Raw genomic sequence first — 24146 nt, forward strand, 5'->3', positions numbered from 1 at the left:
GATGACTCCTTCTGCGAGCGGGTGCTGTCTCGATACCCGATGGGTTGTCTATGTACTTACTTACCCAGCGCCGCCGCGGCGCTGCGGAACCGCGTGGTCCGGTGCACCGGATCCTTGTCCAGCTTGGGAATCACGTACCGGCCGATCAGCTCGATCGTCTCCAGCGTGTCGGCCAGGGAGAGCTGGATCGGCAGGCCGAACACCAGCTGGTCGATTCCCGTTGCCTCGTAGCGCTTGATCTGGGCCAGCACCTCGTCGGGGTCGCCGCAGATCAGGTAGCCGTTGTGCAGCCGCCACTCGACCTCCTCGACGGTCGGCTCGGGCAGCACCCCGGGCCACTCCGGGACCCAGTCCGGGCGCGGGAACGTGTCGTGGTAGCGGAACACCAGGGACTGGAGCCGTCCCATCCCCATCGCCGCGGCGGCCTGCCGGGCCCGCTTGCCGTCGGCCAGGCACACCGCCGAGGACGTGACCATGACGTTGTCATTGACATATGCCCCGACCGGCTCGGCCGAGGGCACCGCCTTCTTGTACGCCGCGACGGCGGCCTCGGCGTCGGCGGCCGAACCCACCGAGAAGCCCAGCACGCCCAGGCCCATCCGCGCGGCCATCTCGTACGACGGCGGGTTCCCGGCCGCGTACCACATCGCCGGATGCGGCTTCTTCCACGGCTTGGGCAGCACGTTGCGCTCCGGCATCGAGAACCACTTGCCCTCGTGCGAATACGAGTCCTGCAACCACATCTTGGGGATCTCGCGCACCACCTCGGCCCAGATCTCCTTGGTGATCGCGGTGTCCGGCAGACCCAGGCCCAGGATCTCCCGCGAACCGGCGCCGCGGCCGGTCCCGAACTCGAACCGGCCGCCGGTCAAGTGGTCCAGGGTCGCGACCTTCTCGGCCACCTTCACCGGGTGGTTGGCCTGCGGCAGCGGGTTGAAGATGCCCGAGCCCAGGTGGATCCGCTCGGTCGCGGCGGCCAGATAGCCCAGGAAGACGTCGTTGCTGGCCAGGTGCGAGTACTCGTCGAGGAAGTGGTGCTCGGAAGCCCACAGGTACTTGAAGCCGGCCCGGTCGGCGGCCTTGGCGATCTCGATGTCGTTCATGAGCGAGGTGTGCTCGAAATCGGGGTCGGCGGCCAGCTTCGAGAGCGGTACGTGGCCCTGGACGAAGATGCCGAACTCCATGGAGTCTCCTAGCCGAAGTGGATGCCTAGCCGAAGTGGATGCCGGCCAGCGCCCCGCCGTCGAGGACGAAGTCGGCGCCGGTGCAGTAGGACGAGTCGTCGGAGGTCAGGAACAGCGCGGCTTTCGCGATCTCGAGCGGGGTACCGACGCGCTTGAGCGGAATGCCGGAGTAGCCGATGTCGGGGTCGGCGTCCTCGGGCATGAACTCGGTGACCATCGGGGTGTGGACGCCGCCGGGGCAGATGCAGTTCACCCGCACAGTCGGCCCGGCCTCCAGAGCCGCGACCCTCGTCAATCCCCTGACAGCGAACTTGGTGGACACATAAGACCCCAGATATGCCATCCCCGCGAAGCCGTCGACGCTCGCGGTGTTCACCACCGTCCCGCCGCCGGCCGCCCGGATCCGGGGCAGGCACACGTGCAGCCCCAGGAAGACGCCGACCTGGTTCACGGTCACCACCTGCATGTACTCCTCGAGCGAGGTCTTCTCGATCTTGTTGAAGCGCAGGATGCCGGCGTTGTTGATCAGGCCGTCGAGCTTGCCGAACTCGGCCGTGGCGAAGTCCGCGGCGGCGGTCCACTGCGCCTGGTCGGTGACGTCGAGCCGGACGAACCGCGCCGCGTCGCCGATCTCCTTGGCCACCGCCTGCCCAGCCTCCTCCAGCACATCGGCGAGCACCACCCGCGCCCCCTCCTCGGCGAACAGCCGCGCCTCCTCGGCACCCTGACCCCGCGCCGCGCCGGTGACCAGCACCACCCGCCCGTCCAACTTTCCCATCGGCCGTCCCCTGTCCTCACTCGCGCTTGACATCTGACTAGGTGTCAGATTGATTCCTCCCAGGCGAAAAGTGAAGGGGAGACGGCCCATGAAGTTCTGGCTCTCACCGGCGTTCTGCGACACCGCACACTTCACCGGCCTCGCGCGGGCCGCGGAAGAGCACGGGTTCGAAGGGATCGCCATCCCGGACCACCTGTTCCATCCGGTCGAACTGTCCTCCCCCTACCCCTATACGCCAGACGGATCCCGCTACTGGACGAAAGACACCCACTGGCCCGAGCCCTGGGTGGCGATCGCGGCAATGGCAGCGGTAACGACCCGCCTGCACTTCACCACCAACATCTACGTGGCCCCGGCCCGCGACCTGCTGACGGTCGCCAACCAAGTAGCGACCGCCGCCTACATCTCACAGGGCACACCAACCGGCCACCACCGGATCGCACTCGGCGTCGGCCCAGGCTGGAGCCGAGACGAATTCACCGCCACCGGCCAAGCCTGGCCCAAACGCGGAGCCCGCCTCGACGAGATGCTGCTGGCCCTGCGCCAACTGTGGACCGGGGACGTAGTCGAGGTGGCGGGCCCGAACTACACCCTCCCGGCCTGCTCGATCACCCCGACGCCGAACGCCCCGATCCCGGTCTACGTCGGCGGCGTCTCCGACATAGCGCTCCGCCGCGCAGCCCGCAACGACGGCTGGATCGGGATCTACCACACGGTCGACGAAACCCGGTCGATCATGGACCGGATCCGCGCGGCCCGCGAGGAGGCCGGCACCGTGGACCGGCCGTTCCGGGCGATGCTCGCGGTACTGGCGGAACCAACGCCAGAGCTATGTGCGCAGCTGGAGGAGTGGGGCGTCACAGACTTGCTGGGCGCACCGTGGATGTCGAACATCAAGGCCATGACGGCCCCGGGACCGTCACTGGACGAGATGGTCGAGGCGGTGGCCCGGTATGCCGAGCGCTATGTGAAGAACTAGCGCCGCGAGCTGGAGCACGTCTGCGCCGAAACGCCACGGGCGCCAGAAGCCGAAGCCTCTGGCGCCCGTGGCGCACTCACCAATTCAGTGACTCAGTCCCTCAGTACACGCAAGGGATCCCGTCCTGCGATCCCGCGGCGCTCACCGCTCCGCCGGAGCTCAATCCGGAGGAGTCGGAGGAGCCGTCCGTGGGCACGCTGGTCGCACCGCCACTGGGCTGTCCCGAAGGCGGCGCCGTGCTCTTCGCCGGCGGCAGCTTGTAGTCGTACCCGAGGGTGACTGTGATGCTCCCCTTCGGCAGCGAGCTGCTGGACTCCGGTGCCAGCTTGGTGCCGAGCTTGGCCTGGATCTGCTTGGCCAGGGCCTCCTCGCCGGCGCCGTAGCGGATGGTCGTGTGCTGGACGCCGTTGCCGCCGTTGCCGGTCTTGCTGACCGGGATGCCGTCGTCGAACAGGGCACCGCCGGCCTTCAGCGCCAGGCTGGTGGTGGTGGTGCCGTTCAGGACGGTGATGGTCGCCGGGGGCACCGGGGTCGTGGACGGGGCCGACGGCGGCGGCGTCGAGCTGGAAGCCGTGGTCGGCGGCGGCGCCACCGCGGCGTCGTTGTTGAACGCGGAGGTGACCTGGTTCTTGATCGCGTTCGGGTCGACCGTCAACGCCTCCTCGCCGTTGACCGTGACGGTCCCGGTGGTCGGCAGGGTTATGAACTGGGCGTTGCCGCCGGTCAGGTTGGAGGCCTGGGAGGCGAAGTCCAGCACGTCCCATTGGTTGTCGATCACGATGTCGTTCTTCACCACGTTGAACAGGCCCTGCATGGACCCGACATCGCTGAGCACGCCCTTCTTCTTCAGCGCCTGCATCACCGAGGTCAGGAACGCCTGCTGGCGGTGGGTGCGGTCCAGGTCGCCGTTGGGCAGGTGGAAGCGCTGGCGCACGAACTGCAGCGCGGTGGCCGCGTCGATGGTGGACACGCCGGCCGGCAGGTTGATCCCGGTACCCGCGCCGTCCTCGATCGGGTCGTAGGCCGGGGCCTTGAGGCAGACCTGGATGCTGCCGATCTGCTTGACGATGTCGTAGAAGCCGACCAGGTTGACCTCGGCGAGGTGGTCGACGCGCACGCCGGTCAGCTTCTGCACGGCCCGGATCGTGGCCTCGCGGCCGACCTCGCGGCTCTCGGACTCCTCGGTGGCCTTGTCCGGCTTCTTGCCGCTGGCGTTGATCTTCTGGTCGGCGAAGGCCTTGGCGTCGCCGTAGGCTTCCTTGATCTTGCCCATGCCCATGTCCGGCACCTGCACGGTGCCCACGCCTGGGATGGCCGCCGGGCCACCGGGCCGCTCGACGTCGCTGTCCCGCGGGATCGAGTACGCGGTGACCTGGCCGCCGTTGGCCGGGATGTGCATCAGGATCAGCACGTTGGTGTTGTAGCCGCCGATATCGGAGGACCCGGCGTGCAGTTCGTCCTCGACCAGGGACGTCGGCAGGTCGTTGCCGTTCATGTCCTTGCGCGAGTCCAGACCGATCAGCAACAGGTTGACGTCCGTGCCGGCGTGCGGGGCCACATAGCCGTCCTGGCCGGGCTTGATCTGACTGATCGAGTCCGAGGTGTGCAGGCCGTCGGTGAGCGACTTGTGCGCGTACCAGACGAAGCCGGTCGCCAGGACCACGATCGCACTCATGGTGGCGGCGGTGATCCGGCCGGCCAGCACCCCGCGCTTGCGGGCCTTGCCGGGGCCCGGATCGACAGCACCGCGCCCGCCTCCGCGCCGACCGCCGCCGCCCGCGCCACCCCGGCGGCCGGACTCCAGGTGATCGTCGTCGTAGTCGTACTCGTCGGCGGCGTCGCCATAGCCGTCCGGGGCCTGCTGGCCCATGACGCTCGTCTGCTCGGCGGCGTGCCAGTCGCCGGGGCCGCCGTGGTGGGTCGGGTCGTCCGGACGTGCGCGCGGCGGCTGTTGCTGCCAGCCGCCGTTGTCCCGCTGCTGCTGCGGCGGTTCGGGCCGGCGCTGGGCCTGGGCCGCCCGCCACGGCTGCTCGGGTTCCTCACGGCGGCCTCCGCCACCGCCACGGTAGTCATCGCCACCGCGCCAACGCTCACCGCCGCCGCCACGGCGGCCGCCATCCCCGCGGTAGTCACCGTCCTCCGGATACCAATCAGACACGACGCGTGCCTCCCCCGCTCTGTCGCCCGCCGCTCTGTCGCCCGCTGCTCTGTCGCGTACCGTTCCGTCTGCCGCTGTCCTGCCGCCCGCTGCTCTGCCGGCCACTGCTGCTCTGCCGGCCACCACCGCTACCGCTCTGTCGGGCACGCACGACTGCGCCCCCTATAACCAGCCCCATAACCACCAGCGCGACCAGGATCACCGGGAAGACGTGGGTCGTCGCGTGCACCAGGCCGACCAGCTTCTGCTTGGTGCTCACATAACCCGGGTCGTGCCAGGCCAACTCGGCCACCGCCGCGACCAGCCAGGCCACCGGGGGCAGCGCGCTCATCACCCACCAGCGGCCGTTCGGGGTCGCCGCCGCGACGGCCAAGGCGGCGCACAGGACGGTGGGTACCGCGAATCCCGGGCCGTAGTAGTTGCCCAACAGCTTGCCCAGGATGACGGCCAGAATCGGCCCGCCCAGCACGGCCGCGGCCGGTAGCCAGTTCGGCGCCCCGGCCAGCAGTCGGTCGCCGCCACCGCCGGCGGCGGTGCCGGATCCGGACCGAGACGCGGCGCGACGGCGGTCGGTGCCCGAGGCACCGCGGTCGGCACGTCCGGCACGGTCAATGCGGCCGGCACGGTCAACGCGGCCGGCACCCGGAACGCCACGGTCATCACGGTCGGCGTAGTCATCACGGTCGGCATAGTCACCACGGTCTGCACCCGGATCCCCATAGCCGCCGCGCTCGACACCCGGAACGCCGTAGTCACCGCGCTCGCCGTCCGAAACGCCCCGCTCGGGGTACGAACCATCGCGCCCAGACGGGCCCGGCCCACGGCCATAGCCCGCGTTCGGCGGCGGCGCAGACCGCCCCGACCCGGGCGGCATCGATGACCCACGGTCCTGGCGGCCGTAGCCGTCCGGGCCCGGACGCCGCGCCGGCGACGTGCGTGCTGATGAGGACATGACGGCGATCCTCACTCAGCCGTTCAACCGGGCCATCCCGCTTTCGTCACAACCGCGCTACAAGGGGGGATCTCCCATCACCGCAAGTAGTCGCCGGCGTTGACCGCGAGTGACTGACCAGTGATTCCACCGGCATAGGGCGACACCATGTAAACGGCCGCATTCGCAACGTCACCGTCGCTGGCGATCTCCGGCAACGCCGTGCGAGCGGTGAGTGAGGAGATCACCTGCTCCTCCGGAATGCTTTGTGACGAAGCAGTCCACGCCACATACCCCTGCACCATCGGCCCCCACATCCACGACGGCACGACGGCGTTCACCCGGATCCGCCGCGGCCCCAGCTCCTTGGCCATGCCATAGGTCGCGGACAGGAGCGCGCCCTTGGAGGCGGCGTAGGCGGCCTGCATGACCTCCGTCGCCGGCACCCACATCGACTGCGACAGGATGTGGACGATGCCCGTGGCCACCCCGGACTCCCGCGCCAGATGCGGGATCGCGGCCTTGCTGAGCTGCAGGGTGCCGACGACGTTGACCTCGTAGACGGCGCGCCAGTCGGCGAAGTCGGCGTCGCTGACGCCCCCGAAGACCTGGTCCATCGCCGCGACGTTGACCAACCCGTCCAGCGCGCCGAAGCGTTCGACCGCGAGGTCGACCAACCGCCGGCAGGCGTCCTCGGAGGTGATGTCGGTCGGCGCGTAGGCGACCCGCGCGGCGTCGAAGTCGGCGGCCGCCTTGACCAGGTTCGCCTCGGTCCGCGCCCCCAGCACCACGTTCGCGCCCTGGCCGTACGCGGCCTGCGCGACCTCCCGGCCGAGGCCTTCGCCGACCCCTGACACGATCACCGTCTTGCCTTCGAGCAACATGAGCGGAGCCTTTCGTAGGCGGTGGCGGCACTGGCGGCCCGGGTGGCGCGCGGAGCCTGATGGTGCGTCAGATTAGGCGGGGCGGGGTGAGATGGCCAGGGTCGGCGCGGCAGTCCTGACAGCTCCTCGCCGCACCCCTTGACGCGTGATTGTTCTAGCTGTTCTATATCAATAGCCAGAAGGAGGCAGACCTTTGCTCCTCACCGTGGAACCCGACGGCGACGTCCCGATCTACCAGCAACTGCGCGATCAGATCGTGCTGGCGGTGGCGGCCGGCGTGCTGGTACCGGGGGATTCGCTGCCGACGACGCGGCAGTTGGCCGCCGATCTCGAGATCAACATGCACACCGTGAACAAGGCGTACGACCTGTTACGGCGTGAGGGATTGGTGCGGTTGGGGCGCCGGACCGGCGCGGTGGTGGCGCGGGGGCCGGGGGCCGGACCCGCTTCGGCGCAGGAGGTCGGCGACTGGGAGCGGCGGGCGCGGACGCTGCTCGCCGAGGGCTTCGCGAAGGGGATGGCGCCGCCGGAGGTGCTGGCGCGGTGTCAGGCCCTGCTGGGCGAGTTCACAGAACACTGATTTGGACGGAAGGCTCCGATGCACACCTCTGCTCTCCCCGCGGTCCTCCCGGCCCTGCTGATCGGGTCCCTGTCCCTGCTCACCCCGGTGCTGACGCCGCCGAGCGTGCAGTTCGGGGTGCGGGTGCCGGCCGAGCGCGCCGGGGACCCGGTGGTGACGGCCGCCCGGCGGACGTACCGGATCGGCGTCGGCGCGGTGACGGTCGTCGCGGTGCTCGCCGGATGGTTCGCGGCGTCGTCGCAGGCTGCGATACCCACCGCCCTGCTGGTCGAGTTCGGCGGATCGCTGGCGGCATACCTGGTGGCGCGATCGCACGTCGCGGACGCGAAGCGCGACGGCCGCTGGTTCCAGGGCCGCACCCAGGTCACCGTCACCGACACCGCGCTGCGCACCCGGCCCGAACCGTTCCCCTGGCTGTGGGCGCTCCCGGCGGCGGTGATCACCGTGGGCACGGCGATCGTCGGCGCGGTCCGCTACCCGCGCATGCCAAACCGGCTCGTCTCGCACTACGACGGCGGCGGGCATCCGACCTCGTACACCGACAAGAACTTCGGCTCGGCGTTCGCCCTGGTTCTGGCGCAGATCGGGATCACGGCGCTGATCGTGGCCGTGTCTTGGGCCACCGCCCGCGGCAAGGCGCAGCTCGACGCACAGGACCCGCACGCCACGCGGCGGCACCGCCGCTTCGTCACCGCGATGGCGCGCTGCCTGCTGGTCCTGGCGGCCGCCGTGGACCTGTCGATGCTCTTCGGCGCGCTGGCGATGTGGAAGCTGACCGGCAGCACGGGCGTCTTCGTGGTGCTGCTCCTGGCGCCGATCGTGCTGGCGACGGCCGGGCTGATCGTGGTGTCGGTCCGGTTCGGGCAGGGCGGTTCGCGGCTGCGGTTCGCCGAGGACACGCCGGGCGACGGCGGCTCGGGCGACGGCGGCTCAGGCAGCACCGCCTCACAGGCCGGCGGCACCGTCAACCGCGACGACGACCGCTTCTGGAAACTGGGGATCTTCTACGCCAACCGCGAGGACCCGTCCGTCTTCGTCCAGAAGCGCTTCGGCGTGGGCTGGACCATCAACTTCGCACGCCCCGCGGCGGCCGGCGTCTTCGTCGGCATCCTCGCCATCGGGCTGCTGTTCGGGACCCTCCTCGGCTCGCACTGAGCCGCGACAGCGGGCGCTACTGCGGATACCGCAGCGGTGACACGTCGAGTTGCCGTCGGTAGCGGGCGGCTTCGGCCGGGGGCAGGTCGTCGAAAACCGCCAGGGCCCGGCGGTGGGACTCCTGCGCCTCCGGGATGCGTCCCTCGGCGTGCCGAATTCGGGCGATGCCGTTGAGACTGTCGGCGTGCAGGTAGCGGTTGCCCAGGTCGCGTGCCATGGTCACCGACTCTTCGAAGGCGGTGACGGCTTCGGCGTAGCGTTCCAGGACGGAGTAGGTGAAACCCAGGTTGTGCAGGCCCATCGCGACGTACATCGCGTCGTCCTCGGCGCGGGCCGCGTCGATGGAGGAGATGACGTGGGTCAGCGCCTCGGCCGGCCGACCCAGGTTGTGGAAACAGATGGCCACCGTGTTGAACACGTTGAAGCTGCGTTGGGCGAGGCGCACTTCGTCGCGGTCCCGTAGCGCCAGGGCCTGGAGGGCGACCTCCAAGCCTCGTTCGTGATCCCCGACCCCGGTGTACGCCATGGCCAGACAGTTCAGCACCTGTTGTCCGGTCACCAAGTCGTCGTACTCGCTGGTCAGGGCCAGGGCTTCTTCCAACGGGGCGATCGCCTCGTCGGATCTGTTGTCCGACCAGAGGGTGAACCCCAACCGTTGCAGCACCTGTGCCTCGGCCCCGGGGACGCCGCACCGCCGGGCGTGGGGCAGGGCGGCGCGAAGCAGTCGCTCGGACTCCCGCCAGTTCCGGGCGACGTCCTCGATCCGGATCATGCCCAGCGTCAGCAGGACGACCACCCGGTCGTGGGCGGACGCCGCCGCCGCCGAGAGGATCCGCAGCAGGTTCGGCCGTTCCCGGTCGTACCAGGCGATCGCCTGTCTGCTGTCACGGAACCGCATGCCGTGGCCTCGCGGTTCGGCGGCGGGGAAGGGCAGCGGCTGGCTCAGGTTCACCGTCCGGCCCGCCGCCAACATGGCCGCCACGTACCAGGTGAAGACGGCGGTGACGGCCTCGGAGCGCTCCTGCTCGCTGAGCTCCGCCGCGGCCCGTTCGGCCGCGTAGACGCACAGCAGGTCGTGCAACTCGTAACGGTCCGGGACCTTCTGCTGGACCAGCCGCTCGTCCTGCAACGACTCCAGGATCCGCTCGGCCTCGCCGCGGTCCACCCCGGCCAGCGCGGTGACCGAGACCGCGGTGAAGTCCAGCGCGGGATGGACGCCGAGCAGCCGGAAGACCCGTTGCGCGGCCGCGGGCAGGCCCTGATACGACAGGTCGAAGACCCGGGCCAGCCCCCGGCTGCCCGCCGCGATCTCGTTCAGCCCCTTGCCCAGCCGGTCGGCCAGATAGCGCAGGGTCCACACCGGACGGGAGCGCAGCCGCGCCGCCACCAGCGAGACCGCCAGCGGCAGACCGCCGCACAGCTCCGCGAGCCGTTCGGCCGCCTCCGGTTCGGCGCCCACCCGCTCGCCGCCCACAACGCGGGCCAGCAACTCGACCGCCTCCCCCGGGTCGAGCACGTCGAGGATCACCGAGCGCGCCCCCTCCAACGCGGCCAGGCTGCGGCGGCTGGTGATCAGCACCAGGCAGGTCGGGGACGCCGGCAGCAGCGGTCGGACCTGGTCGACGTCCGCGGCGTTGTCGAGCAGGAGCAACGCCTGGCGGCCGTGGACGCGGTCGCGGAACATCGCGGCCCGCTCGTCCAGCCCGGCCGGGACGTGCGCGGCCGACACCTCCAGCTGACGCAGGAACGCGTCGAGGATGGCGGCCGGATCGGACGGTTCGTGGTCCGGGTCGAAGCCACGCAGGTTGGCGTAGAGCTGGACGTCGGCATACCGCCCGGCCTGCACGAGACTGTGCGCCGCGTGCAGGGCGAGCTGGGTCTTGCCGATACCGGCCATACCCTCGACCGCCGAGATCACGACGGTGTCCGAGTCCTGATCGGCGCCCGCGGTCAACGCGGCGAGCTCCTTCTCCCGCCCGATGAACGTGGCCAGGTCGACAGGCAGCTGCCGCAGCACCGCGGTCGGCCCCACGGCCTTGGAATCGCGGTGCACCCGCAGGTAAGCCGCACGCCAACGACGCACCGTCGCCTCGTCCGCGCCGAGCGCGCGCACGATGGCGATCACCAGATCCAGATCAAGGCGCCGCCGCCGGGTCTGGAACACCTCGGCGACCGTGGTGTGCGAAACCGCACGCGGCGGCCGCAGCAACGGCCCCACCCGCTTGGCCAGACTCCGGACGGACGGCGAACCGGCCCACAGGCGCAACTGGTTCAGGTGCTCGATGTAACCGGCCAGGTCGACGGCCGCTTCCGGATCAGGCCTGCCGCCCGGGTCAGCGCTCCCCGACATCGCGCCCTCCCCCTCCGATTCCGGGCATGGAGTCTAACAAACGGGTGGTGAGCGGAGTCAGGGTTTATTGACGCACATGCTGGAGGGATCAGGCCGGTGACGCCGGCCGGGTATCCCCCCTTCGCGAAATCTGACGTATCGTCAGCTCACCCGGAAGCCCAGACCTGGAGGCGCCATGTCAGGAAAACAGGAGCACCCCGAGCGCGAGCCGCGCCCCTACAAGACGCTGGCCTCGGAAGGGCCGTACAGCCCCGGGATCGGCAGTGCCCTGATCACCATGGTGGAGCCGCATCCGGGCCACGAGCTCAGCTACAACAGATGGTACGAAGACGATCATTTCATCTCTGGCGCGATGTCGATGCCGTGGATGTTCGCCGGGCGGCGGTGGGTGGCCACGCGGCCGTTGCAGTTGCTGCGGTATCCGGCTGATTCGGCGGTCGCGAGTCCGGTGACGGCCGGCGCTTACATCACCGTGTACTGGATCAATGAGGGCCGCTATCAGGATCACCTGGATTGGACCGTGGCCATCAATCGGCGGCTGCTGCCGGATGGTCGGGTGTACCAGGAACGGACGCATGTGTTCACGTCGTTCCAGGACTACCTCGGCGTGGTCTATCGGGACGGCGACAAGGGGCCGCGGGATATCCATGCGCTGAGTTATCCGTATGCGGGGCTGGTCGTCGAGGTCTACGACGCGGGGGCGGACCAGGATCCGGCGGCGTTGTCGGCGTGGCTCAGGGAGAAGCACCTGCCCGGCAAGTTGGCGGGGTCGCCGGTGGCGATGGCCATGGTGTTCGAGCCGATGCCGTTGCCGGGGAAGACGCCGACGTACGTCAAGCCGGTCGAGGGGGTCGGCAAGCGGATCACAGTGCTCTACTTCACCGAGGCGGATCCGGCCGAGGACTGGGAGCGGTTCGCCGGGGACGGGGCCGCGGCTGAGGCGTCCGGGCTCGGGCGGCTGGAGTTCGCCGCGCCCTTCATTCCGACGCTGCCCGGGACGGACGAGTACGCGGACCGGCTTCGGTAATCGATTCCTGGGAAACGAGAACGGCCACCGGGAAACCGGTGGCCGTTCGTCTCAGCGTCCTGTCACGGGGTCACAGGTTGCTGATCGCGATCGTCTGCTCGCCGAGCTTGGCGGCGAAGGCGTTCCAGTCCGCGACCGCCTTGTACTTGGCCTTGCCCGCATCAGTGCCGGCGCTGTTGCCCTTGTTGAAGTTGTCGTTCGCGCCGGGCTTGCCGGTACAGGTCAGGTTGTCGTTGGCCCAGGCCGCGTAGTCCTTCTCGGACTCCGCCGACAGCTGCCAGGAGTCGATCAGGTCCTTCTGCAGCTGCGGGCCGCCGGGCAGCTTGTCGACGCTGAGCGGCTTCATGCCGTCGGCCTGCGCCTGCCGCTTGGTCGCGACGTCGGTGAAGCTCGCCTTGTTGGCCGCGACGTTCTTGCACTGCTGTACGCCGGTGATCGCGTCGTTGGCCGTCTCCCGCAGGGCGTGGCTCTGCGAGATCAGGGCGAAGATCGCGTCGGCCTGCGCCTTGGCCGCCGGGTCCACCCCGGGCGGGGCGGAGACGCTGGTGCTCGGCGCCGGGGTGTCGACGTTCGTGGTCTTGCCCGCGTTGTTGGGCTTGGACTTGCCGCCCCCGCCGGAGAACGCCACCACGGCCACCACGATCAGCACCACGAACACACCGAGGGCGATCAGCAGCGTGCGGTTGGACTGGCGCCGGTCCGGGCCGGTGGCCAACAGCAGGTCCGGGTTGCCGTTGTTCATGCCGCCGTTGTTCATGCCGCCGTACATCGGCGGCTGCGCCGGCACTCTCGGTATGGACTGGGTGTGCGAGTCCGGGTCGACCGGGCCCTGGGCCTGCGCGGAGTAGCCGCCCGGATCGTAGGCGCGGCTGGGCAACTGCTGGCCGTAGCCGACCTGATCTTGAGTCGGGGGCTGGTAGACCGGAGCCTGGCGGCCGGCGGCATCGGCCGGCGGCAGCGCCTGGGTGGGCTGCGGGCCGATATTGGTATTGGTACCGGGACCCGGGCCGAAGTCCGCGCCGGAACCGGGACCCGGGCCGGCGGTGCTTGGCGCGCTCGTCGCAGGATTCTGCGAGTAACCCGATCGCGAATAGCCGGGGGCACCCGGCACCGAGACGCCTATCGTGCCCTGGTTGGGCATCAGCGAACGGCGGCCGTCGGCCGGGGCGTCACGGAACAGGTGGTCGAACTCGTTCGGGATACCGCCCTGTGCCTGCTGCACGGGCGCCGGCTGGCCCGGCAGTCGCCAGGAGAAGCCGGAGGATTCGGGGATCGGACCGCCCGGGAAACCGTCTTCCTCGGGCGGAACGGGGGAGACTGCCTGGGTAGGCGTCTCGACAGGGGCGAATTGCGCGGTATACGGCTTTTCCGCCTCGGCGGTCGCGACATCCTCCGGCGGCACCTGTCCGCCCCCGGCTGTCGACTCGCGTTCGTGCGTCTCGTCCATAGGCGGGACCGAGCCTACCCGATCGGACTTTCGATACCTCACCACATCGTCGGAACGGGCCGGCCCGGACGTTCAGGCGTTGATCGGCTCCCCGGGCCGCCGCAAGGCGATCAAGCTGCGGAACTCCCGGGTCGCGGCGACGGTCGCGTACGGGTTCAGCCGCCGGTCGAAGTCGTGCAGTGCCTCCACCGCGCGCGCCGACCGGGCCCGGCCGGACAGCTTGACCGCCTCGGTCGCCGCCGCGCAGCCGGCCTCCACCTCGCCGCCCTGCACCCGGGCCGCGGCCAGGGTGAACAGGTTCAGCACCCGGCGCCGGGTCTTGTCCACGCCGAAGCCGGCCAACGCCGCGGCGGCCTGTTCGGCGGCCTGCCGCGGCTGGTCCAGGTCGCGGTGGCAGGCCGCCGCCGCGTCGGCCACGTAGTGCTGGTCGAAGTAGGAGGACCAGACCGGGGCGTCGCCACCGCCGCGTTCCAGTTCGTCACTGGCCCGCCCCAGCGCCTGCTCGGCCGCGCGCCGGTCGTGCATCGCGGCGTAGCCGCGGGCCTCGGCGCAGAAGAACTCGGCCCGCACATGCGGCGAGGCCATACCCCGCGCGCCCTCGTCGGCCGACCGCGCCAGCTGCACGGTCTCCCGCGGTGCGCCCAGGGAGTTGGCCAGGTGGCTCATCGCCGACAGGATGTGCCCGCCGTGGGCCCGGTCGCCGGCGGCCTGGGACAGTCTCAGGGCCTGGATGTAGTAGCGCTGGGCCAGACCGAGGCGGCCGGTGTCGCAGGCGAGGTAGCCGGCCAGTTCGGTGAGCGCCGCGGCGGCCCCGAACAGTTGGCGGCCGACCCGCTCCGGATAGGTGCCGCGCAACAGTTCGGCGACCACGCCGTCCAGGTAGCGCACGGCCAGCACCCGGACGTGGCCGCCGCCGAAGCGGTGGTCCAGCGTGCGGAAGGCGTCGGTGGTCGCGCGGACCGCGGCGACGTCGGACAGGCCGACGCGCAACGGGGCGTGCCCGTTCTTGGCCGCGGCCATCCCCCGGGCCACCACCGGGTCCTCGGCCATGATCAGCCAGTCCCGGCTCGGCCCGACCATCGCGGCCACCGCGAACGACGCCGCGCGCAGCTGTTCGCGCCCGGCGGCGTCGGCCCGCCAGAGCCCGGCCGCGACCGCGATCGCCTCCTGGGTGTCGGCGGCCAGCCCGAGCGCGAGGGAGGAACTCCCGTCCCGCTCGTCGACCATGCCGATCTCCTCGACGGTGACCGGCCGGCCCAACTTGCGGCCCAGTGCCTCGGCGATCAACGCCGGCGTGGTGGCCCGCGGCTGCTGTCCGCGCAGCCAGCGCGCCACCGAAGTCTTGTCATAGCGCAGGTCCAGGCCGAGCTCCGCGCCCGCGAGGTTGACCCGCCGGGCCAGTCCCGCGTTCGAGCAGCCGGCCTCGACGATCAGCTCGGCGAGTCTGCGATTCGGCTCGCGCGGCCCCCGGTGCCCCTCCATACCCTCAGGTGTACCCGCCGGACAATCGGACGAACACGGGTCGAGGAATCTTATACAGATCAACTCGATGAAATATCAGACCTCTTGCACATTCGGGCAATCAGGTGACAAGCGACCCGTAACCAGACTCCAGTCACTCGCGTTATGGGCACATGACTGTGCTGTCACTCCCCGAGGGCGACCTGGCCGACCCCGGACCCGCCCCGTCGGACGCGGACCCGCTGGGCCTCAAGGCCGCCGCGTTGAGCTACATCGAGGAACGACACTGGGACATCCTCCCGGGCGCGTCAGTAATCCGGGCGGACGGCGCCTGGCGCTGCTCCTGCGGCAACAACGCCTGCCCCGCCCTGGGCTCCCACCCCGCACACCGGGACTGGAACAAGCAGATCACCGCGCAGCCCTCGCGCGTGCACGGCTGGTGGGACGAGAACCCGGACGCCGCGATCCTGCTGCCCACCGGCCGCACCTTCGACGTCATCGACGTCCCCGAGCAGGCCGGCTGCCTGGCACTGGCGCGACTGGAGCGCAGCGGGGCGGCGTTGGGCCCGGTCTCCGCGACCCCGACCCGGCGGCTGCACTTCTTCGTCCTGCCGGGCACGAAGAAGAAGATCCCTGAGATGCTGATGCGCGCCGGCTGGGGCCGGGCCCAGCTGGATCTGGTCTGCCACGGCGAGAAGGACTTCGTGGTGGCGCCGCCCTCGCGCATGGGGACCGGCGGGCAGGTGCAGTGGGCACGGCCGCCGGGGGAGTCGAACCGGTGGCTGCCGGAGGCGGCGGAGCTGATCCCGACGCTGGCGTACGCGTGCGGGCGTGAGCGGTACTGACTTCGCCAGAGCCTCTAAGGCCTCTGTGGAACAAGACCCCTGATGGAACAAGGCTTCTGACGGAACCAAAGCGGCGATCACCGAGTCGGTGACCGCCGCTTTGGTGAGTCCTGTCAGCGAGTGCCTACTCCTTGGGCCGCAGCCCTGCCGCCTTCTTCCGCAAGAACACCACCAGGGCGGCCCCGCCGACCACGAGAACGATCGCGATCACCGCCATCGGCAGCAGCGAGCCGCTGGCACCGGTGTGGGCCAGCGTGCCGCCGGTCTTCTCGGACAGCGCGAGGGGAGCGGCCACGGCACTGCTCGTGGCCGTGACCGCCGCGGCCTTGGCGGTACTGGTCGCCGCGGCGCCCGAGGAGGTGGCGGCCGGGCCGGAGGACGACGCGCCCGTGGTCGGCGAGCCGACGCCGACACCCGCGGCCGGTACGCCGGGAGTGGTGCAGGAGGCGGAAGCCAAGGTGAGGCCACCGCTGACGTTCACCAGACCGACGCCGTCAACGGTGACCCGCGCTTCGACCGAGGCCGAGGCGCCGTCCTGGTCGGTGGTGGTGACCGGGGACAGGTGCACGTCGGCGTTCACGACACCGAGGTCCAGCGAGACGTCACCGCTCAGCGGCACCGGAATGTCCTGGCCCAGCAAGGTGATCGTCGCGGGCATCTTCGCCGACGCCACCGGTTTCTGTCCCGGCACGCAGGTCGCCTGCGCGGAGATCGCGTCCAGCTTCAGGATCCCGTTGTCGGCGCTGGCCCCGGGCAACGTCACCAGCGGCAGGAAGACCCGCAGGTTCGCGACGGTCGCATAGGCCTGGGTATAGCCGCCCGTGCCCCGGATCACCCGCGCCGTCCCCGATGCCAGGTCCGCCTTGATCAGGTCGGCTTCCGGGCCGGGCAGGTGCAGGGTGTCGATCAGGTTGTCGTGCAGCCGGACCACCGAGTTGGTGAAGTTCGCGGAGTCGCCGTTGGCGTCCGGCGCGTCGGCCTCTCCCAGCGCGAGGTTCACCAGCGGCAGGTCCAGCCCGTTCGGGCCGGTCAGGTGCAGCCCGCCGAGGACCGCCGGGAGCAGTTGGACGTCCAGATCGACCTTCCCGGCCACCGCCTTCGCGGTCCCGGGCGAGGAAGCGGACGAAGACGGCGATCCGCTCGCCGAGCCGGAAGGCGTGGCGGGGGACCCGGCGGCGGAAGCAGCCGCGGGCAGCGCCCCGAAGGCGGTCACGGTAAGTGCGGCGACGGACGCGAAGAGGAGGGAAACGCGGCGTCGACGCCCCAACGGGGAAGGCATCGAGCCGCGTAAGTCGGCATCCTGAGTGGATATCGAAGACATCGTGGCGAACCCCCAAGACTTTTGGACAGCCTCGCCATTCTTGCTCACCCTGGGCGGTCTGACTATCACAAAGCGTGGATTCACTCACACAGGCTATCCGACTCCGAATTTCCCGGGTAGACCTTTCGTGCGAACGGATCGACCGCCTGATTCGGGCCCGGCGCACCGGCTGACGGCGCCCCGAAAACCCCGGCCCGTCAGGCCGCCCGCACCGTCACGAACACGTGCCCGGCCAGCTCCAGGTCCAGCTCGGCGGTCTCCCCCACCGACCCGAGCAGCACCCCGCCCGGCGACACCGAGGCCCGCACCGTCTGTCCGGGCTGCACCCCGGCCCGCCGCAGCCGCAGCATCAGTTCCGGGTCGTTCTGCAACGGCTCGCCGAGCCGCCGGACCACCAGGTTCTGCACGCCGCCGTTGCGGGCGCCGCGCTCGACGACGTCCCGCAGGTTCGCCACGTCGCCGTCCAGGAACGCCTCCTGCTCGCCGACGGAGGCGTCCAGTTCGGACAGGCCCGGGATCGGGTTGCCGTAGGGGGACTGGGTCGGGTGGTCCAGCAGTTCCAGCAGCCGGCGCTCGACCGCCTCGCTGATGACGTGCTCCCAGCGGCAGGCCTCGACGTGGACGTCTTCCCACTCCAGCCCGATGACGTCGGTGAGCAGCCGCTCGGCCAGCCGGTGCTTGCGCATCACGCGGGTGGCCTGCTCCCGGCCGGCGTCGGTGAGCTCCAGGTGCCGGTCGCCTTCGACGGTCAGCAGGCCGTCGCGCTCCATGCGGGCCACGGTCTGGCTGACGGTCGGGCCGCTCTGGCCCAGCCGCTCGGCGATCCGGGCGCGCAGCGGGGTGATGCCCTCCTCCACGAGCTCGTAGATGGTCCGCAGGTACATCTCGGTGGTGTCGATGAGGTCGCTGCTCACGTTCTCCAGTCCCTTCCCGCGGGCCACGCGGCCGCCGTCACATGGTGCCTAGCCGCCGGTCTCATGGCCGGTACGCGCAGCGGTCCTCCATTGTTGCGCATTCCACCGACAGCCACCGGCACCTCGGGCCGTTTTCTGGCCGGTCAGTGCCGATTCGCCCGATGAATGCCCTTCGGCGGCGACCGCCTGGTGAGACCTTCGAGCGCCGGTGAGACCGCCGGGAGGGACATCGCCGGCCCGGCACCGCCAGTCCCAACCTAAGCGCTTCAGCCCAACAAGGCTTCCGCGCGCTCGGTCCGAAGGTGCAGCACCGCCCGGCCGTCGCGCCGAGTGGCCACCAGCCCGGCCCCGCGCAGCACCCCGAGATGCTGCGAGACCGCCCCGGAGGTCACCCCGAGCCGTCCGGCCAACTCCCCGGTGGTGCCCGGTTCGGCGAGCTGCACCAGCAGTTCGGCCCGGGTGCGGCCGAGCAGCGCCGACAGCGCGTCGGGCGCCGGCTGGCGCGTCTCCCAGACCGTCGCCACGGCCCGCGCCGGATAGTGCAGCAGGCCGGAGGTGACCGGCTTGGTCGCCACACAGACATCCGGCCAGCCGAGCACCGTCGGCGACAGCACCAGCGACCGGCCGTCGAGGACCACTTCTTTAGCGGCGAACGGCCAAACGGCCTCGCTGATTCCCGGGCCGTGCAACCGCAGTTCGCCTTCCGACCAGCGGACATCGTGGTGCAGGTCGTGGAAGACCGCCTCCACGCCGTGGTCGGCCAGCACCCCGGCCCGGTAGGCGATATCGGCTTCCAGCACGCCGAGCATCCGCGGCCAGTACGGGGCGACGAGCACGTCGAACACCCGCCGCAGGACGTCGGCCAGGCGGGCCAGGCCGGCCGGCGGATCGTCGTAGAACTCCCGTTGGAAGCGGTCGCTCGGCGGCTCGTTGTTGTCGAAGAAGCGCCGGACCCGCGCCGGATCGGCGGTGCGGATGGTCTGGAGTTCCTCCTCGATCGTCGGCATGTGGACGTCGGGCGGCGGCACCAGCACACCGGGCCGCACTCCCCGGTCGGTGAACCCCGACAACAGCTCGATCCCGGGGACCTGGGGCAGCAGCGGCCGGGCCCAGCGCACCCACGGCAGGTGCACGGCGTGCTTGCCTGGCGCCTGGAGCACGTCCACGGCCTGGAGCGCTTCGTACACCGGGGAGATGGCGAAGCGGACGCGGGCCATCTCGGTCCCGGCGATCGGTATTCGGATCGGCCTGGCCATCAGCGCACCCCCGGGGATTTAGCGTGCTCTAAATCCTAGCTCCGACCGGGCCGATCTTCGAATCTTTCAGACATGACCGCTGTCTCTGTCCGCTCAGACGTCTCTGCCCGCTCGGACTCCCCCATCCCGGCTCTCCCCCCGGAGCCGCGCCCCGCCAAGCTCGGCCGCGACTGGCACGTGCTGTTCACCGCGAGCGCGGTCTCCGTCCTCGGCGACGGCGCGTTCGTCGCCGCCCTGCCGCTGCTCGCCGCCGGATACACCCGGGATCCCCGGCTGATATCCGGGCTCACGGTCGCCGGGACGTTGCCCTGGCTGGTGTTCTCGTTACAGGCCGGCGCCATCGCCGACCGCACGGAGAGCCGACGGCTGTCCATCCGGGCCCAGGGCTGGCAGCTGATCTGCGTGCTGGCCGTCGGACTGCTGGCGATGGACCGCGGCGCCGGCTGGGGCCTGGCCGCGCTCTACGTCCTGGCCTTCGCCCTGGGCATGGCGGCGGCACTGGCGAAGAGCGCCTCCCAGCCCTTGATGACGTCCGTGGTCCCGCGCGACCGCCTCATATCGGCGAACGGACAGTTGTACACCGCGCAGTCGGTGGCCAAGGACTTCATCGGGCCGGCGCTCGGCGCGGCGTTGTTCGCCCTGACCCCGACCCTACCGTTCTGGGCCGACGCCGTGACGTTCGCGGCGTCGATGCTGCTGATCGCGCGCCTGCCACGGAACCGAACGCCGGCCGTCACGCCGGCGGCGGAACGCCAGTCACTCCGCGCCGACGTCAAGGAGGGCCTGACCTGGCTGGCGCACCACCGCCTGCTGCGCACCACGACGATGCTCTCGGCGGCGGCGAACTTCGGCTCGACGATGGGCGCCGCGACTCTGGTGCTCTACGTCGGGACGCACCACTACGGCGTGCTGCTGAGCATCGCGGCGATCGGCGGCGTCATCGGCGGGCTGATGAGCCGGGCCGCGGTGGCCCGGCTCGGCGGCCGGACGGTGGCGCGGGTGTGCTCCTCGGTGACGCCGGTGGCGGGCATCGGGATCGGGGTGTTCGGGCCGAACCTGTTCGTGGTGGCCGGATTGCTGGCGGTGGTGAGCATGAGCGCCTCACTGTGGAACGTGGCGGTGGTCTCGCAACGCCAGCGGCTGGTGCCGCCGCACCTGCTGGGCCGGGTATCGAGCGCCGGGATCATGGTGATGTGGGGGATGCAGCCGCTCGGCGCGCTGGCCGGCGGACTGATCGCTTCGGGGTTCGGGCTGGCGGCGCCGTGGGTGGTCGGGGGCTCGCTGCGGATCGTCGCCTCGGTACTGGCTATCCGGCCGCTGCGGGAGTGGCAGGACTGAGGGGTTGTTGAAGGGCCCTGACAAACCGGCTGAAGGGGATCGGAGGGGGATCCCCTTCAGCTTCATCGGCGCAGGAGAATGGCGCGGCCGGCTTCGGCGACGTAGGAAGCGAGTTCGAGGTCGACGCTCAGCCACTCGTCCTCGGTGACGGTCACCGTCCCGCCACGGGGCGGTCTCCCCTTGAGTAGCCGAGCCCGGAGGTAGTCCGCGGGGTGTGAGGAGTCGATCTGCGTACCCCGGTATTCCGAGATACGAGCCGCTCGGATGTACTCGTGTTCTGGGATGGTCTGGATGTAGTCCTCCAGGCCGATCCACATCTCCATGGCGTCCTCAAGGCTGGGCGCCTTGCGGAAGGTCGGGTGGGCCGTCCTTGCCCGGGCCATGTACACCTCGACCGAGGATCGGGTGTCGAGCTTGCGCACCAGAGCCAGCGCCGCGTTGGTGGACGCGGTCTGGGCGGCGATGTCGTCGGCGAGGAATTCGGCGCGCAGCGAGACGTGGACTTGAAGCCAGCCGTAGAACCGCTGGAGACCGGTCATCAACAGATAGAAGGGGAACAGGACGACGGGAAGGAGTAGCTGCCCGAAGCCCGCCGTGCCCCGGGACACCCGTCGGCCGTGGGTGCTCGGGTAGAACAGGACGCGCCATTCCCCCAGGCTGCGGTGCGCGCTGGCGACCAGCACGCTCTGTGTGGTGTCCCCGTTGACTTGGTGGCCGAGTTCGTGACCGAGCAACGCCAGCCGCTCATCGCCCGCCAGGACCTGCCACAGCGGGGCCCCGAGGGTCAGCACCGGCTCGTTGCGGACGCCCCGCCGCGCGGTCCCGGCGTTGAAACGGCCGTCGAAGGAGACGTACTTCGGGGTCGGGGCGCCGGTCGCCTCGCCGATCCGGTCCAGGATCGCGAACAGCTTCGGTGCCTTCCCGCGCTTGATCCAGCCCGAGCCGGGGCGCTTGCCGAACCGCGGCCGCACCACCCACGCGATGCCGAATCCGAGCAGCGCCACGATGTACAGCGGCCAGAGCCCGCTGAGCAGTGCCGCCACCGCGCCGATGAAAATGAGGAGGGTCAGGGTGTGGATCGCCAGTCCGAAGGACACCGCGGCCAACCGCGCGGCGCCACCGGGCCGGAGGTCGTCGGCCTGGAGTAGACGTTCCTGGAGCGCTTCACCTCTGCGCCGGGCAGTGTCCTGCCGGCGCCGTTCACGCTTCTTCAGAGTCGCTGACTTCTGTTGTTCATCCTTCGTGATCAGGTAGTGGTCCTGGGCCATGCACCATGGCGCGAACCTGGCGTCGAACTCCCCTGTCCATCCGCACTGCTGACAGGTGTATTCGACGGTTCGCGGCGTTTCTGTCAGTGCCACGGCGCAATAATGGTCGCCTGTTCAGCTGGGCAACACCCATCGGAAATCAAGGAACGATAACGATGTCGCTGCCGATTCCACGCGGGGTCTCGATCGACGCGCTGCGCACCGCCGCCCTGGCCTGCCAGGGGTGCGAGCTCCACCAAGCCCAGCCCGGTTCGCTGAGCGGGCCGACGCAAACGGTGTTCTCCAAGGGGAACCCCACCGCACGCGTCGTGTTCGTGGGCGAACAGCCGGGTGACATCGAGGATCGCGAGGGCCTGCCCTTCGTCGGGCCGGCCGGGCAACTGTTCGACCGGGCCATGGCCGAGGCGGGCATCGACCCGCGGCAGGCCTACGTGACCAACAGCGTGAAGCACTTCCGGTTCATGCAGGAGCGCCCGGGAGGCCGCCGCATCCACAAGACCCCGGACACCGTCCACGTCGAGGCCTGCAAGCCCTGGCTGCGCGCGGAACTGTCGATCCTGGACCCCGAGGTGGTCGTGGCGCTGGGCGCCACCGCCGGCCGGGCCTTGATCGGCCCGCGGTTCCGGGTGACCCGGGAGCGCGGCAGGGTGTTCATGTGGCCGCCGTCCGGTGACGCCGGGTTCGGCTCGGAGCCCTCACGGCGGCGCGCGGTGTCGTTCGTCGCGACGTCGCATCCGTCGGCGGTGCTGCGTGCGGACAATCAGGAGACCGCTTATAAGGAGATGGTGTCGGACCTGCAATTGGTGGCCCGGTTGCTGGCTTGAGAGTGTGGATCCCATGCTGACGATCTCGCGACGCTTCAACGGTCCCCCGCATTCCGGCAACGGCGGTTACGTCTCCGGGATGCTCGCGCAGCTGGTCCTGGCCGAGTTGGGGGACACGCCCGGGGCCGAGGTCGAAGTCACGCTCCGCAAGCCGCCGCCGCTGGAAAAGCCGCTCACCGTGCGACAGCCGGAGGAGAGCGAGAGCCTGCGGTTGCTGGACGGCGGCACGGTGATCGCCGAAGCGGAGCTCGTGGAGGCCGCCGGGGAACTGATCGAGCCGGTCTCCTATGACGAGGCGGTCACGGCGGCCAAGGGCTACGCCGGACTCAGCGGGCATCCGTTCCTGACCTGCTTCGTCTGCGGGCCGGACCATCCCAGCGGGCTGCACGTCTACCCGGGACCGGTGCCGGGCCGCAAGGGCGTGGTGGCGGCTCCGTGGACGCCCGCGGAGGACACCGTGGGACCGGAGTTCGTGTGGGCCGCACTGGACTGTCCCGGGGGCTGGTCGGCCGGCGATCTCGCGGAACGGCCGATGGTGCTCGGCCGGATGAGCGTCGAGATGCTGTCGGACCAGCCGGTCCTTGTCGGGGAACGCTATGTGGTGCTCGGGAGGCACCTGCGCACCGAGGGACGCAAGACGTTCACCGTCTCGGCGCTCTACGGCCCTTCGGGGGAGCCGGTGGCGAGCGCCGAGGCCGTGTGGATCGCGGTCGATCCGGCCACGGTGCGGCCGGTGGTCACGGACTGAGCCGCTCGATGCTCCAGCCTTCGGGATTCTGGTTGTCGCGCTTGTAGCGGAGCCGGTCGTGGAGGCGGTCGGGACGGCCCTGCCAGAACTCGACCGTCTCCGGACGGACCAGGAAGCCGCCCCAGAATTCCGGCAGCGGGACCGCGGTGCCCTCGGGCCACTGTTCGGCCAGTTCGGCGGCCCGCTTGTCCAGCCAGTCGCGGCCGGCGATCACCGTGGACTGCTCGCTGGCCCAGGCCCCGATCTGCGAGCCGTGCGGGCGGGTGGCGAAGTATTCCTCATCGGCGTCGCGGTCGAGTTTGGTGGCCGCGCCGATGACGATCACCTGGCGGTGCAGCGTGTACCAGGGGAACAGCAGCGAGCAGCGGGGGTTCGCGGCCAGCTCCCTGCCCTTGCGGGAGCCGAGGTTGGTGTAGAAGATGAATCCGGTTTCGTCGAACCCCTTCAACAGCACTGACCTGCTGGAGGGCTGGCCGTCCAGGTCAGTGGTAGAGACCACCATGGCGTTCGGCTCGGGCAGGGAAGCCCGGACGGCGTCGTCCAGCCACAGGGCGAATTGGAGGTGGGGTGCGCCGGCCGCGTCCTGTTCGCGCAGCGTTCCGATGCCGTATTCCCGGCGGAGCGCCGCCAGCGCTTCAGAGTCCACGGGCCCACGGTAACGCGTGTGACATTCCAGACACAGCAGTGCCCCCGGTGCA

At 70.3% G+C, this 24146-nt stretch carries 21 protein-coding genes; 8 read left to right on the forward strand and 13 right to left on the reverse strand.

The genetic code is table 11. The annotated features are described in order from the left end of the window. Positions 1 to 56 precede the first annotated feature (56 nt). Together KGQ19_RS11805 and KGQ19_RS11810 are read right to left on the reverse strand one after the other, a co-directional pair. On the reverse strand, positions 57 to 1184 hold the full coding sequence (locus KGQ19_RS11805) for an LLM class flavin-dependent oxidoreductase (RefSeq protein WP_212009138.1): 1128 nt from the start codon (positions 1182 to 1184) through the stop codon (positions 57 to 59). Between the two features lie 25 nt (positions 1185 to 1209). Further along, positions 1210 to 1962, reverse strand: coding sequence for a glucose 1-dehydrogenase (locus KGQ19_RS11810; protein ID WP_212009139.1), 753 nt, complete (start codon positions 1960 to 1962; stop codon positions 1210 to 1212). An 88-nt stretch (positions 1963 to 2050) separates the two neighbouring features. Here KGQ19_RS11810 and KGQ19_RS11815 point away from each other — a divergent pair, with 88 nt between their 5' ends. After that, positions 2051 to 2941, forward strand: coding sequence for a TIGR03619 family F420-dependent LLM class oxidoreductase (locus tag KGQ19_RS11815; protein ID WP_212009140.1), 891 nt, complete (start codon positions 2051 to 2053; stop codon positions 2939 to 2941). 100 nt (positions 2942 to 3041) lie between these two features. Here the strand turns inward: KGQ19_RS11815 and KGQ19_RS49500 are convergent, their stop codons facing one another. The 3 genes from KGQ19_RS49500 to KGQ19_RS11830 all read right to left on the reverse strand — a co-directional run bounded on the left by KGQ19_RS49500 (position 3042) and on the right by KGQ19_RS11830 (position 6914). Beyond that, on the reverse strand, positions 3042 to 5099 hold the full coding sequence (locus KGQ19_RS49500; protein ID WP_212009141.1) for an LCP family protein: 2058 nt from the start codon (positions 5097 to 5099) through the stop codon (positions 3042 to 3044). Beyond that, positions 5092 to 6051 (reverse strand): hypothetical protein, encoded by a 960-nt coding sequence (locus KGQ19_RS11825; protein WP_212009142.1) that lies wholly within the window; start codon positions 6049 to 6051, stop codon positions 5092 to 5094. The genes KGQ19_RS49500 and KGQ19_RS11825 overlap by 8 nt, the downstream gene beginning before the upstream one ends. A gap of 77 nt (positions 6052 to 6128) precedes the next feature. Continuing rightward, positions 6129 to 6914: an SDR family oxidoreductase gene (locus tag KGQ19_RS11830; protein ID WP_212009143.1), complete on the reverse strand. Its 786-nt coding sequence runs from the start codon at positions 6912 to 6914 to the stop codon at positions 6129 to 6131. Positions 6915 to 7107: 193 nt separating this feature from the next. Here KGQ19_RS11830 and KGQ19_RS11835 point away from each other — a divergent pair, with 193 nt between their 5' ends. Both KGQ19_RS11835 and KGQ19_RS11840 read left to right on the forward strand, forming a co-directional pair. After that, the gene (locus KGQ19_RS11835; protein ID WP_212009144.1) at positions 7108 to 7494 is read left to right on the forward strand and encodes a GntR family transcriptional regulator; all 387 of its coding nucleotides are present in this window, start codon (positions 7108 to 7110) and stop codon (positions 7492 to 7494) included. 18 nt (positions 7495 to 7512) lie between these two features. Further along, positions 7513 to 8649 (forward strand): DUF1648 domain-containing protein, encoded by a 1137-nt coding sequence (locus tag KGQ19_RS11840; protein ID WP_212009145.1) that lies wholly within the window; start codon positions 7513 to 7515, stop codon positions 8647 to 8649. A 16-nt stretch (positions 8650 to 8665) separates the two neighbouring features. On the opposite strand, the gene KGQ19_RS11845 is transcribed toward KGQ19_RS11840, so the two are convergent. Next, entirely contained in the window at positions 8666 to 10999 is a 2334-nt protein-coding gene (locus KGQ19_RS11845; protein ID WP_212009146.1) for an ATP-binding protein, read from the reverse strand. 175 nt (positions 11000 to 11174) lie between these two features. On the opposite strand from KGQ19_RS11845, the gene KGQ19_RS11850 reads away from it, so the two are divergent. After that, positions 11175 to 12026 (forward strand): hypothetical protein, encoded by an 852-nt coding sequence (locus tag KGQ19_RS11850; RefSeq protein WP_212009147.1) that lies wholly within the window; start codon positions 11175 to 11177, stop codon positions 12024 to 12026. A 70-nt stretch (positions 12027 to 12096) separates the two neighbouring features. On the opposite strand, the gene KGQ19_RS11855 is transcribed toward KGQ19_RS11850, so the two are convergent. Together KGQ19_RS11855 and KGQ19_RS11860 are read right to left on the reverse strand one after the other, a co-directional pair. Beyond that, on the reverse strand, positions 12097 to 13473 hold the full coding sequence (locus KGQ19_RS11855; protein ID WP_212009148.1) for a hypothetical protein: 1377 nt from the start codon (positions 13471 to 13473) through the stop codon (positions 12097 to 12099). A gap of 72 nt (positions 13474 to 13545) precedes the next feature. Beyond that, a complete protein-coding gene (locus tag KGQ19_RS11860) occupies positions 13546 to 14955 on the reverse strand; it encodes an NsdA family TPR-like regulatory protein (RefSeq protein WP_212009149.1) in 1410 nt (469 codons plus the stop codon). A 152-nt stretch (positions 14956 to 15107) separates the two neighbouring features. Here KGQ19_RS11860 and KGQ19_RS11865 point away from each other — a divergent pair, with 152 nt between their 5' ends. Further along, positions 15108 to 15779, forward strand: a complete 672-nt coding sequence (locus KGQ19_RS11865; RefSeq protein WP_212009150.1) for a bifunctional DNA primase/polymerase — start codon at positions 15108 to 15110, stop codon at positions 15777 to 15779. Between the two features lie 124 nt (positions 15780 to 15903). On the opposite strand, the gene KGQ19_RS11870 is transcribed toward KGQ19_RS11865, so the two are convergent. The 3 genes from KGQ19_RS11870 to KGQ19_RS11880 all read right to left on the reverse strand — a co-directional run bounded on the left by KGQ19_RS11870 (position 15904) and on the right by KGQ19_RS11880 (position 19270). Further along, entirely contained in the window at positions 15904 to 16992 is a 1089-nt protein-coding gene (locus tag KGQ19_RS11870) for a hypothetical protein (protein ID WP_212009151.1), read from the reverse strand. 305 nt (positions 16993 to 17297) lie between these two features. After that, positions 17298 to 17984: an iron-dependent transcriptional repressor DtxR gene (locus KGQ19_RS11875; protein ID WP_230418515.1), complete on the reverse strand. Its 687-nt coding sequence runs from the start codon at positions 17982 to 17984 to the stop codon at positions 17298 to 17300. A gap of 296 nt (positions 17985 to 18280) precedes the next feature. Then, a complete protein-coding gene (locus KGQ19_RS11880; RefSeq protein ID WP_212009153.1) occupies positions 18281 to 19270 on the reverse strand; it encodes an ArsR/SmtB family transcription factor in 990 nt (329 codons plus the stop codon). 72 nt (positions 19271 to 19342) lie between these two features. On the opposite strand from KGQ19_RS11880, the gene KGQ19_RS11885 reads away from it, so the two are divergent. After that, a complete protein-coding gene (locus KGQ19_RS11885) occupies positions 19343 to 20608 on the forward strand; it encodes an MFS transporter (protein WP_212009154.1) in 1266 nt (421 codons plus the stop codon). 62 nt (positions 20609 to 20670) lie between these two features. Here the strand turns inward: KGQ19_RS11885 and KGQ19_RS11890 are convergent, their stop codons facing one another. Then, positions 20671 to 21969 carry a M48 family metalloprotease gene (locus KGQ19_RS11890; protein ID WP_212009155.1) on the reverse strand — a complete coding sequence of 433 codons (1299 nt, stop codon included), beginning with the start codon at positions 21967 to 21969 and terminating at the stop codon, positions 20671 to 20673. Positions 21970 to 22031: 62 nt separating this feature from the next. On the opposite strand from KGQ19_RS11890, the gene KGQ19_RS11895 reads away from it, so the two are divergent. Together KGQ19_RS11895 and KGQ19_RS11900 are read left to right on the forward strand one after the other, a co-directional pair. Then, on the forward strand, positions 22032 to 22700 hold the full coding sequence (locus KGQ19_RS11895; protein ID WP_212009156.1) for a UdgX family uracil-DNA binding protein: 669 nt from the start codon (positions 22032 to 22034) through the stop codon (positions 22698 to 22700). Between the two features lie 13 nt (positions 22701 to 22713). Further along, positions 22714 to 23448, forward strand: a complete 735-nt coding sequence (locus KGQ19_RS11900; protein ID WP_212009157.1) for a hotdog family protein — start codon at positions 22714 to 22716, stop codon at positions 23446 to 23448. Here KGQ19_RS11900 and pdxH read toward each other — a convergent pair. Then, positions 23438 to 24094, reverse strand: a complete 657-nt coding sequence (pdxH, locus tag KGQ19_RS11905; RefSeq protein WP_307856397.1) for a pyridoxamine 5'-phosphate oxidase — start codon at positions 24092 to 24094, stop codon at positions 23438 to 23440. The genes KGQ19_RS11900 and pdxH overlap by 11 nt on opposite strands. Positions 24095 to 24146 lie beyond the last annotated feature (52 nt).

The organism is Catenulispora pinistramenti (genome assembly GCF_018274385.1).
Taxonomy (GTDB): Bacteria; Actinomycetota; Actinomycetes; order Streptomycetales; family Catenulisporaceae; genus Catenulispora; species Catenulispora pinistramenti.

What these genes read in the sequence shown, in the direction of transcription:
- KGQ19_RS11855 (WP_212009148.1), bottom strand. Translation starts at nt 13,473, where the DNA reads ATGGACGAGACGCACGAACGCGAGTCGACAGCCGGGGGCGGACAGGTG.
- KGQ19_RS11815 (WP_212009140.1), top strand. Translation starts at nt 2,051, where the DNA reads ATGAAGTTCTGGCTCTCACCGGCGTTCTGCGACACCGCACACTTCACC.
- KGQ19_RS11840 (WP_212009145.1), top strand. Translation starts at nt 7,513, where the DNA reads ATGCACACCTCTGCTCTCCCCGCGGTCCTCCCGGCCCTGCTGATCGGG.
- KGQ19_RS11875 (WP_230418515.1), bottom strand. Translation starts at nt 17,984, where the DNA reads ATGTACCTGCGGACCATCTACGAGCTCGTGGAGGAGGGCATCACCCCG.
- KGQ19_RS11810 (WP_212009139.1), bottom strand. Translation starts at nt 1,962, where the DNA reads ATGGGAAAGTTGGACGGGCGGGTGGTGCTGGTCACCGGCGCGGCGCGG.
- KGQ19_RS11850 (WP_212009147.1), top strand. Translation starts at nt 11,175, where the DNA reads ATGTCAGGAAAACAGGAGCACCCCGAGCGCGAGCCGCGCCCCTACAAG.
- KGQ19_RS11880 (WP_212009153.1), bottom strand. Translation starts at nt 19,270, where the DNA reads ATGGCCAGGCCGATCCGAATACCGATCGCCGGGACCGAGATGGCCCGC.
- KGQ19_RS11825 (WP_212009142.1), bottom strand. Translation starts at nt 6,051, where the DNA reads ATGTCCTCATCAGCACGCACGTCGCCGGCGCGGCGTCCGGGCCCGGAC.
- KGQ19_RS11845 (WP_212009146.1), bottom strand. Translation starts at nt 10,999, where the DNA reads ATGTCGGGGAGCGCTGACCCGGGCGGCAGGCCTGATCCGGAAGCGGCC.
- KGQ19_RS11805 (WP_212009138.1), bottom strand. Translation starts at nt 1,184, where the DNA reads ATGGAGTTCGGCATCTTCGTCCAGGGCCACGTACCGCTCTCGAAGCTG.
- KGQ19_RS11860 (WP_212009149.1), bottom strand. Translation starts at nt 14,955, where the DNA reads ATGGAGGGGCACCGGGGGCCGCGCGAGCCGAATCGCAGACTCGCCGAG.
- KGQ19_RS11895 (WP_212009156.1), top strand. Translation starts at nt 22,032, where the DNA reads ATGTCGCTGCCGATTCCACGCGGGGTCTCGATCGACGCGCTGCGCACC.
- KGQ19_RS11885 (WP_212009154.1), top strand. Translation starts at nt 19,343, where the DNA reads ATGACCGCTGTCTCTGTCCGCTCAGACGTCTCTGCCCGCTCGGACTCC.
- KGQ19_RS11830 (WP_212009143.1), bottom strand. Translation starts at nt 6,914, where the DNA reads ATGTTGCTCGAAGGCAAGACGGTGATCGTGTCAGGGGTCGGCGAAGGC.
- KGQ19_RS11865 (WP_212009150.1), top strand. Translation starts at nt 15,108, where the DNA reads ATGACTGTGCTGTCACTCCCCGAGGGCGACCTGGCCGACCCCGGACCC.
- KGQ19_RS11900 (WP_212009157.1), top strand. Translation starts at nt 22,714, where the DNA reads ATGCTGACGATCTCGCGACGCTTCAACGGTCCCCCGCATTCCGGCAAC.